The sequence below is a fragment of the Methylobacterium sp. genome, from assembly GCF_019750675.1.
GTDB lineage: Bacteria > Pseudomonadota > Alphaproteobacteria > Rhizobiales > Beijerinckiaceae > Methylobacterium.
Window position 1 is genome coordinate 1 of record NZ_JAIEOF010000188.1, and the last position, 8,795, is coordinate 8,795.

Below are 8,795 nucleotides of genomic sequence, written 5' to 3' on the forward strand. Positions count from 1 at the left end.
GCGTTTCGGGCTTAGGTCTCTTGCGCGGCCATGTTCCCTGATTGGTGATCGGCGCGCGACTCAACCCCAGGGTCGAGCGCGGCCAGACATGCCATCTCGGCTAGCCGGCATGGTTAAGTCAACGGTAACGCGTGCTCGATCCGGTCGGCACAGGCGGGTCTCCTGCGCAACGAAGGCGGAATAGGGCGTGATTGATTTTGGCGACAGGCCGCCGCCGCGCCAGGACTTCGCGATTATGGGAAGCGAGTTCCCGATCCTGCCGCGCTGCTTGGTGCGCCCCGATCCGGCCGGTTGCCCCCGCGCGCCCTTCGATCCCCCGGCAGGCACGGGGTGTCCAAGGCGATCTAGCAAAAAGCGGTCCGCGGCCATGCGCCGAAAATCTGGGATCGAACAAAAGCTTAGGTGGATTTGCGTCGGGCCGCCGGCGCAAGTCCGTTTAGTGCGGTCGCGGCGGAGTTCAAGAATGTCGCGAACGGCCAAGCTTTGTTATCCGCAGCTGAATCGATGCGGGGAGCGGATGGGAATGGCGGTGGGGCGTGAGGCAGGCCGGGACACGACTTGCCCGGAGACGACTTGGACGCCGTCGAAGGCGGCGCGGCAACGGAGGCTCTGGCGCGGCTACGACATCAGCCTCCGGTCGAGCGGCGTCGTGCACGGGCGCCCCGCCCCTGTAGGAAGCTCCGGGCAGGCGCTTCAACTGCCGCCCCGCTGGCTCACCGCCCGCGAGCTGATCGGCATGGCGCGCGCCGCGCGCAGCAAGCCCCAAGATTGATCCGATTTCGGGTCGATTGCTTCGGTCGGTCGCGCGCGCGACGCGCTCCTGCACCTTTGGAAGGTAAGACCCGTTCCGACCGAGCCAGACCGAAGCGATCAACCGGCAGCGGTGTGATGCGGTTTCGAGCTGATTACTACGTTCCACCGACACGCGACGTACTCCCTCTCCTAAAAGGAAAGAATTGGGGTCAGGTGTGGTCCATTTCTGAATAAATCACACACCTTGTAACTTGAATTCCGCTGCCTCTGGTATGGTTGTTGATGCGGTAGCAGCAGGCCCTAGGACTGAACGGAGCCCCGTGCTCCACCGGGGGCGGTTGTACTGCGAAAGGGTCTCGACCGCCCGATCACCACGGCGCTCGCAAATGTCGGCGCCCGGCATTTCCAGTTCTTGATCAATTTGACGAGCGCCGATCCTCCGGTTTTTAATCGATCTGCTTGCGTCGGGCGCGAACAATCCATTAAGCTGGTCCGGACCAGCATTGGTCAGCGGCAGCGCCTGATTCGAATCGAACGGCGCGCCCGGTTCAAGTCCGCTTTGCCAAATCCCCTTTAGCTAAGCAGCATCCGACAGCGAGAGCCCGTTGCGCAAACAAACAAGGCGGTCATTCACCGTCGAAATCAAGCACAGCATCACCTCCGGCCGATCCTTCATCCCCACCAAGCAGCCCCGCGTTTCGCGCAAGGACAAATCCACGGACAAGGCCCTGGCGGTTCCGTCGCCGGCCGAGACCGAACGGGACGGCGCGCCGGGCCTCGCCGAATGCGCCGAGCCCCGCCGCATCCTGCCGAGCCTCATCGTCTGGGAGCCGCCGCAGCCCGAGCCGGAATCCGAGATGCCGCACGAGGCGCCCCTGCCCCGCGTCCGCCGCGTCGTGCCATCCCTCGGACCTGATGGCGCGCCGCGCCGCAGGGGCCGGCCGCGGAAGGTCGTCCCCGAGGGCGAGCCGATCGCAGCTGCGCCGTCGGTCCCCGCGCCGCCGCGCCTCGAGCTTACCCGTACGGTGCCCGCTGCGCTCGTCCGGCCCCAGCGCGTCGCGCGGCCCGAGGTGGCGGCCCTGCCGCGCGCCGAGCGCTGGAAGCGCCGCCTGCCCCGAGCCTGTTGGTAGGATACCGGGGCGTCGCGATCCGGTCGGGCCCCCTGTTCCCGGAATGAACGACCTCCGCCCGAACGGCATTGAGCTTCGGGTAACCGGGTTCGCGCATGGTTCCGGTGAGCCTTGTCCTGCGTATCGGCTCCCGTCGTGTGGACACGACATGCCCCGCCGGCCCGCCCTCGCGGCGGCCGGCGGGGTCTCTTGCGATCCTTCACTATTCGGGTCTCACCGGGAGGGGGCGCCGAACCAGTTTTCCGTGGCCTATCGCAAATGCGATCGCATAGGTGTTTATCCGACGTTGACCATACGACCGGCATAACGCCTTTCGTTTCGGAAACTGCTCATAATCCTGTCTGCCATCGCTGCGAAGCTGAAGCAGCGCGCCAAGGCCGACTTTAAGGGTCGGCACTACAAGGCTGCGCTCATCGTCCAGGCCGTCGCATAGTATCTGCGCTATCCGGTGAGCTACCGCAATATTGTGGGGTAAACACCGGTGCGATCGCTTTTGCGACAGGCCCTGCGCGGGTCTTCCTTCCCGTTGAGATACCACTTGAGAGCTGTCTGGAAGGCTGGTTCGGCCAGTTCCATGCGGCCCAACAGTAAGAGTGGATCGTCGATGCGTCTGCCGATGCCCAGACGGGCGATCTACGGGAGCAGCTGACAGATGCCGTAGTTCGGGTGATCGAAGACCAAAATGCAGGAATAGATGCGTATCGAAACTGCGTAAGCGGTCAGAGATGGAAAAATAATCACCGCAACAAAGTTGGCGGGGGAATCCCGGATGTTCCCAGAGGCGTACGCCAGGCTTACGTTAACGATGCCGGGCGGAAAGCCTTGTCTAATGAATAATTGGCGCTCTCAGACGCTTCCCAAACCCTCGCGCCCGGGCCAAGTTCGGAGATGGCAGACCAGCAACGCGCCACGCCGCATTTACCAGATGCGGCCGGCGCCGGTGTTACCAGCACCAGCCCCGGCCTGACCACGACCCGTATCGGATAAGGATACCGAGCCATGGCTACCACCACCCCTACCGGCATTGCGCCCTCGACGAAACCGTCCCGCGCCTCATCGACCGCTCCGGTCCTCTCGCCCGTCCCGCCGATCCGCATGATCGCCTGAAGGCGCAACCCTCCGCATTCCTGCCTGGAGTGCCGGCGGCCTTCGCTCTCCTGCAATCACGACACCCTGAGACGTCGGCAGCCTAGGGTTCCGACGCATGGCTGCCTGCTGTCCGTGCCGTTCGTCGGCCGGCCTGCGCGGGGGCTGGGTGTCCTTCTGGACGGACTTGAACCCCATGAGCATCATTCCCCACCCGGCTGCTCAGGGCAGCGGCCGGCCCCGGCTGCCCGCGGGCAGCGACACCGCATCCCGGTCGACCGCGTCCGGACGCATCGCCGTTCCGCTCGGTAGCGGGGCCGCGCAGGGCTGCGGATACGGGCAGACCGCCAACTCGTTCGCGTGTTCTCCTGCCTTGCTGGCAGCCGCCGATCTGGTCGTCGACCAGGCGCTGCGGAACGTTTTCACGCCCGACCCGCTGCTCGGTCCCGGCCTGTCGCAGGTCGCATCGGTGCTGTCCTCGGTCGTGAAGCGGCACGGCGGCTTGCTCGAGGCGGCATTCGCCGACGTGCTGGCGAACCGCGACCGCTACCTGGTGATGCGGGACGTTCCGATGCCGATCACCGTGCCGACCCAGGAACTGGTCCGCCGCAGTTCGGTGGCCCAGTTGTCGCAAACGGCAATCGACCTCTCGGGAGACATCGCCCAAACCGTTCGGCTCGATCTCGTCGTGATCGATCGCCAGACCCAGAACGCTTTCATCATCGAGATGAAAAGGGGAGGGGGTAAGTCCGAGGCGCGTAAAGTCCATCAGATCGAGTGGATACTGCGTTGCGCCCAAGTCCAGGGCCTCGCATTCGTCGATACACTGGGCTTTCATGTCGCTCGTGTTCGAGCGGTCCTGATCGATGTCTACGGACGCGGTGGTTATAGCCCCGATCTGTCCGTCAGTGGCAGGGACATCGACCGGCTCTTCGAGGAGCCCGTCATGGCCGCCATCGAGGCGGTCACCGCCCGGATCACGACCCGACTGCGCGCAGACGTTCCCGACCTTCTCGAGCGCGCTTTGGGCACCCTCGAGGTGACCGGAACCGTGATGCCGCTGCCGCCTCGCCCCATGGCGCCCTGATCCAGCGGGGTCGCGTCCGCGACCCGGCCGACTTCCCCCCTTTCCCTTTCCCTTTGGCACCGTTGCGCGTTCGCGCCCGTGCCTTCTCCAGGCTTGCCTCGATGACCGATTCGATCGATCCGAACCGCTCTCTGCCGGTGTCTTCGCCCGCTCTCGCCTATCCCAACGCCCCCCTAACCTGGTGGAGGACCCTGCCGCCCGAGACCCTCAATCTCACGGCTCAGCGGCACCTGCGCACTGCCCTTCTCGCGGCTCCGACCTTGCGGCTCCCGGGCTGGGAAGCGGCGATCCAGGCCGATCCGGCCGCCGCGATCGGTGTTGCGCTTACGATCCTGGCGGAGGGCGTCGCCCGACCCGGCAGTTTCGACCGGGCCCTCTCGGCCGTCCTGCTGTGCGCCGCCCTCGGCGACCCCGCATGCCGCGACCTCATCGTGCATGCCCTCGGCCGCCGCGCCCGGCGCCGGGCCGATCTCGACGCCTTGCGCCTCGCCCGTCGCTGGCGTGGCTGGGGCCATCAGGGCTCCGCGTCCGTCATCGCACCCGGCCGCTGAGGAGGATCGACCGATGGCTTTTTCCTCGACCGCACCCGTGCCGCGCATCGATGCCAAGGCGGCAGTGGCCCTCATCCTGGCTGCCTTCCCGAAGCGCTTACGCCTCTGCCTGGACACGGCCTTGCGGATCCCGGCCGCCCGCGAGGGGATCGTTGCCGAAATTTCGGCTCTCGTGCCCGAGGCGACCGATCTGGCCGCGGCTTGGAACACGATGGTCGCCGCTGCGGGGGCCGATCCCTGGTGTGATCCGGACGTCATTGCTGCCCGGGGTGCTCTGACGCGGTTTCTCGACCACCACGCCGCCGAACGGGACGTACCGGCCGCACGGGCGCTCGCCGATTGCGTGACGCTGCTGTCCTGCGGTGGCGACGATGCGGCGGCCGCCGCCCGCATCGCGCTGCCGATCTGGCTCGAGGCCGAGGCACTGCCGGGGCTCATCCTCCACCTGCCCGCCCTGGCCGAGGCCCAGACCGCCCTCGGCCTCGGGCGCCGAGCCGATCACGACGAGGACCTCGACATCCACGAGCAGGCGGCAGGGGGAACCCTCCTCGAGGCCTGGACGGAGGCCCTCGAGGGAGCGCTTCTGAGCCTGAACGCGGCCGCTTCGAACGTCGTCGTGGCCGCCGCCGTTCTCAGTCGCGGCGCGAGCAGCGAGTTCATGACCTGCACCCCGCTGGTCCGAGCGTTGATCCTCTTTGGAGAGCGCCTGACCTTGCCGGTCGCGGACCAGGCCGGTGAGCGCGAGCGCGGTCGGCGCCGCGTGGCCGAGCAGGCTCTGGCGAAAGCCAGAGCGCGCGAGCGTGAGGCGTCGCAGTCGTCCGCCACTCGGCGGGAGACGAACTCCGTACCCAGCACGCCCGTCGCGCTCGCTCCGGGGCAGATCGTGGTCGTCGCCGAGGTCCGGGAAACGGGGACCGATCGCGGTCGCAGCATGACCAAGGGCTACGAGGCGATCATCGGCAAGCCGGTTTCGCTCGCACCCGTGCCTGATCTGGCCCAATTGCGCACCGCTCTCAGGTTCGAGTTTCCGTACGCAATTGATCTGATCGATCGCCTCCTCGTTGATCTGACGAACCGGAGCTATGTCGGGTTCAGCCCCACGCTCGTCCTCGGACAGCCTGGCGTCGGCAAGAGCCGACTGATTTCGCGGATCGCTCATCATCTCGGCGTCGGGCTCTGGCGGGTGGACGCGACCCACGACAGCGGGGCAGCGATCGGTGGTCTGGACCGCCGTTGGGCCAGTGCCGAGCCCGCCCACCCCTTCCTGGCGATCGCACGTTACGGTGTGGCCAACCCGCTGATGCTTGTCGACGAACTTGAGAAGGCTTCGACGCGCCGCGACTATGGGCGGCTCTGGGACAGCCTCCTGCCGATGATCGAACCGGAGACCGCCAGGGCCTATCCGGATCCGGCGTTCCAGACGCCGCTGGACATCAGTCATGTCAGTTGGCTGTTTACGGCCAACGACATCGCCTCTCTGCCGGGACCGCTGCTCGACCGATTGCGGGTGATCGAGATGCAGGCCCCGACCGCGAATGATCTTGAGGCTTTGTTGCCGCCCGTTCTAGCCGGGATTGCCGCGAGCCGGAGGCTGGATCCGCGCTTCCTGGCTACGCTCGACGGCGAGGAGATCATCGCCGTTCGACAGCACTGGCCGGGCGGCTCGATCCGTCGCCTCGCCCGGCTCGTCGAGACGGTGGTCGCCGCGCGGGAGGTGTCGAGCCGACGGCACTGATCGGTACTCCCTCCCGCGGCTGCCCTTCAAGAGCGGTCGTCGCGGGGGGGGAGCCTTCGGTTTCAGGGTAACGAAGCTGGTCGTATCGGATCGCAACGGAACGGAGGACGCGCTGCGTCCTCATAGACTTCCGTCCAAACGCTTGGTCCGCGCGACGGCCTCGTACTGTTCGATGGACGAGACAGGCCCGCACGACTTCGTAGAGCTAGGCTCATTGAGCGATCCCACTCGGATCAGCCTCGGTAGGCCTGTTTGTTGATCGCCCGTCTGGATCTCATTCTGCCGGGTTTCTACGAGAACCCGTAGCCACGATCCGCATCATCGCATCCGGCAGCGGCCGCTGAAGCTCCAGGGCGATCTCTGTGGGTGCGGCGAGCCAGGTGCTCCACTCCTCCGGGGTCGTCAGCAGCACCGGCATCGCCTTCGGGTGGATCGGCCCGACTACGCCGTTGGCCTCGCAGGTCAGGAACGAGAACAGGCGGTGCTTCTCCTCGACGCGGTCGGGGTTCTCGGCCTTCGTGCCTCGTACCCCGGTCCAGGACCGCCAGATGCCAGCAAAGGCGAACAGGGGGCGATCCTCATCGAGGGCGAACCAAGTCGGGGTCTTCTTCGGCTCGGTGTCGGCGTACTCGCTGAAGGACGAGACCGGCACGAGGCAGCGGTATTCCGGCTTGAGCCAGGGTCGCCAGTGCGGGCTCTTCACGTTCCGGACGTTGGTGACGGGGTGCTCGCCGAACTGCTTCGGGCCGGGGATACCCCAGCGGAACATCTCCATGACGCGCTCCCCGCCCTCGTCCACCCGCACGATAGGCGCGCGCTGATCGGGGAAGATGCCCGGCATGGGCGGCAGGTTGCCGGTGCGGTCGGCTGATACGCCGAAGGAGGCGCGGATCTCGGCCTGCGGCGTGACGAGGCTGTAGAGGTTGCACATGGCTCAGGTCCTCGACGGCAGGCCCGCCGCCGTTGGTCCGCCCGTTGTGTCGAGCTTCGCCCGGCATGTCATGCCGTAGACGTTGGGCGTCCGGCTCCCAACCTCGCGCTGGAAGCGACAGGATTGCGTGAGCGCGAGGTAGACGTCCAGCACCGAGGCGTGAGGCCCGAAGCGCTGACGAAGCCGATCGATCCGGTATGACCCGCGCCGCCCGCAGGGGCTACACAGGATCACGAGGCGTTCCGCGCGGACATCGCACAGGCGCTCCACGTCATGCGGCCCTGGAGGGCAAGGCCCCTCGGACGAAGCCGAGCGAGACCATGCGCTCGGCGGCGGTGAGCTTCGTTTCGAGGGCTATGACGTCCTCGATGGCCAGCCGGAGGGCACGGCGCGTGTCACCGCCAGCCGCCTCCTCGTAGGCAAGGGCGATCACCTCAGCCTCGCTCATGGCCGCCAATTCGGTGATCTGCGCAGCGGTCATGGAAGCCGTCCCCCGTGAGTACAAAGGACGAACATCGTTCGAAGACCTCAGTCAAACGCTTTGTGCGCAGCCTGTGTAGACTGGGGAACGGCTTCAAAAACTCCTTGCCAGGGGGAGCGTGACGCTGGGGTGCCTTCGACCTGTCAAGCGCAACGAAAGACCCACCACGGCGGGAGCCGGGCGGGTCTGGAAGATAGATCAGTACCGCCGCGCCCTTACAGGCTCAGGAAGGCGTTGGCTGAGCCGACGACGGTGAAGGCGAGGCCGCCCGCGAATGCAGCGGCCATCGCGTAGGAGAAGCCCCTCAACAGCATCTGGGAGTTCCCTCCCGTCCACTTAGCAGCGGTTTCCGCCAGAGGTCTGGCCGTACTGCTGGGTGGGGAAGCTCGGCTGGTTGGCGTTGCCCTCAGCGGCCGAACTCATCGGGCAGCCAATATAGGCCGGGGGACGGCGCACATCGTTGACCGAGCCTGTGGTCTCGACGTCGTAGGGCGAGAAGGCGGTGTAGCGGGAGGGGCTGTCGTAAGCCATCGCGGACGAGATCGGGGCGACGCCAAGGACAAGGGCGGTGGCGAGAGCGGCGATACGGGTCTTCATAAAAGCTTACTAGCTCCTTTACAGTACGAACCGGGTAGTTGGCTCGTTTCTTTCTGACTGGAACTAAGATGGGGTGCCGATCTCATTCTTGACGTGCCGCTCAGCACACGATGAGCCGGATTAAAGCCAGGGCCTCGGGCGCCATCGTTAGAATCGTCGAGAAGCAGTGTGAGGTAGATCGCTCAAAGCTCTGTCCGTTAAGCAGGTATTCCATATACAACGCCGATATTTTGAGTGATGGCGGCCTGCTGGAGAGCTATCGATAGTGCGTTGTGGTCGCCTACAGGAATCCGCTTCCCGAGTGATCCCGAAAGGCATTAGCCATGCGAACGTAGCCGATGACCCTGCGTGGGTCCCGGCGGCCCGACTAGGGCGTCTCTGCAAAGGGTTCACAGGTTGGGTGGTCGCCCCCATGTGAGCGGGATGCGACGCTACGAACTGACC

The 8,795-nt window shown here is 65.9% G+C and carries 8 protein-coding genes and 1 pseudogene; 6 read left to right on the plus strand and 3 right to left on the minus strand.

Features of this window, described 5'->3' with window-relative positions:
* Positions 1–523 precede the first annotated feature (523 nt).
* The 6 genes and pseudogenes from K2X24_RS10235 (at position 524) to K2X24_RS10260 (ending at position 6,342) form a co-directional block, all read left to right on the plus strand.
* Positions 524–772 carry a hypothetical protein gene (locus tag K2X24_RS10235; RefSeq protein WP_292497500.1) on the plus strand — a complete coding sequence of 83 codons (249 nt, stop codon included), beginning with the start codon at positions 524–526 and terminating at the stop codon, positions 770–772.
* A gap of 586 nt (positions 773–1,358) precedes the next feature.
* On the plus strand, positions 1,359–1,883 hold the full coding sequence (locus K2X24_RS10240) for a DNA-binding protein (protein WP_292497503.1): 525 nt from the start codon (positions 1,359–1,361) through the stop codon (positions 1,881–1,883).
* A gap of 331 nt (positions 1,884–2,214) precedes the next feature.
* Positions 2,215–2,313: pseudogene (locus K2X24_RS10245) on the plus strand (IS6 family transposase); the annotation flags it as partial.
* An 852-nt stretch (positions 2,314–3,165) separates the two neighbouring features.
* Entirely contained in the window at positions 3,166–4,056 is an 891-nt protein-coding gene (locus tag K2X24_RS10250) for a hypothetical protein (RefSeq protein ID WP_292497506.1), read from the plus strand.
* A 101-nt stretch (positions 4,057–4,157) separates the two neighbouring features.
* A complete protein-coding gene (locus tag K2X24_RS10255; RefSeq protein WP_292497509.1) occupies positions 4,158–4,607 on the plus strand; it encodes a hypothetical protein in 450 nt (149 codons plus the stop codon).
* A 13-nt stretch (positions 4,608–4,620) separates the two neighbouring features.
* Entirely contained in the window at positions 4,621–6,342 is a 1,722-nt protein-coding gene (locus K2X24_RS10260) for an AAA family ATPase (RefSeq protein WP_292497511.1), read from the plus strand.
* A gap of 274 nt (positions 6,343–6,616) precedes the next feature.
* Here K2X24_RS10260 and K2X24_RS10265 read toward each other — a convergent pair whose 3' ends face one another.
* The 3 genes from K2X24_RS10265 to K2X24_RS10275 form a co-directional block, all read right to left on the minus strand.
* A complete protein-coding gene (locus K2X24_RS10265) occupies positions 6,617–7,273 on the minus strand; it encodes an SOS response-associated peptidase (RefSeq protein WP_292497513.1) in 657 nt (218 codons plus the stop codon).
* Between the two features lie 271 nt (positions 7,274–7,544).
* Complete coding sequence (locus tag K2X24_RS10270) at positions 7,545–7,754, minus strand: hypothetical protein (RefSeq protein WP_292497516.1); 210 nt, start codon at positions 7,752–7,754, stop codon at positions 7,545–7,547.
* A 336-nt stretch (positions 7,755–8,090) separates the two neighbouring features.
* Positions 8,091–8,351, minus strand: a complete 261-nt coding sequence (locus tag K2X24_RS10275; protein ID WP_238279311.1) for a hypothetical protein — start codon at positions 8,349–8,351, stop codon at positions 8,091–8,093.
* Positions 8,352–8,795: the final 444 nt, after the last annotated feature.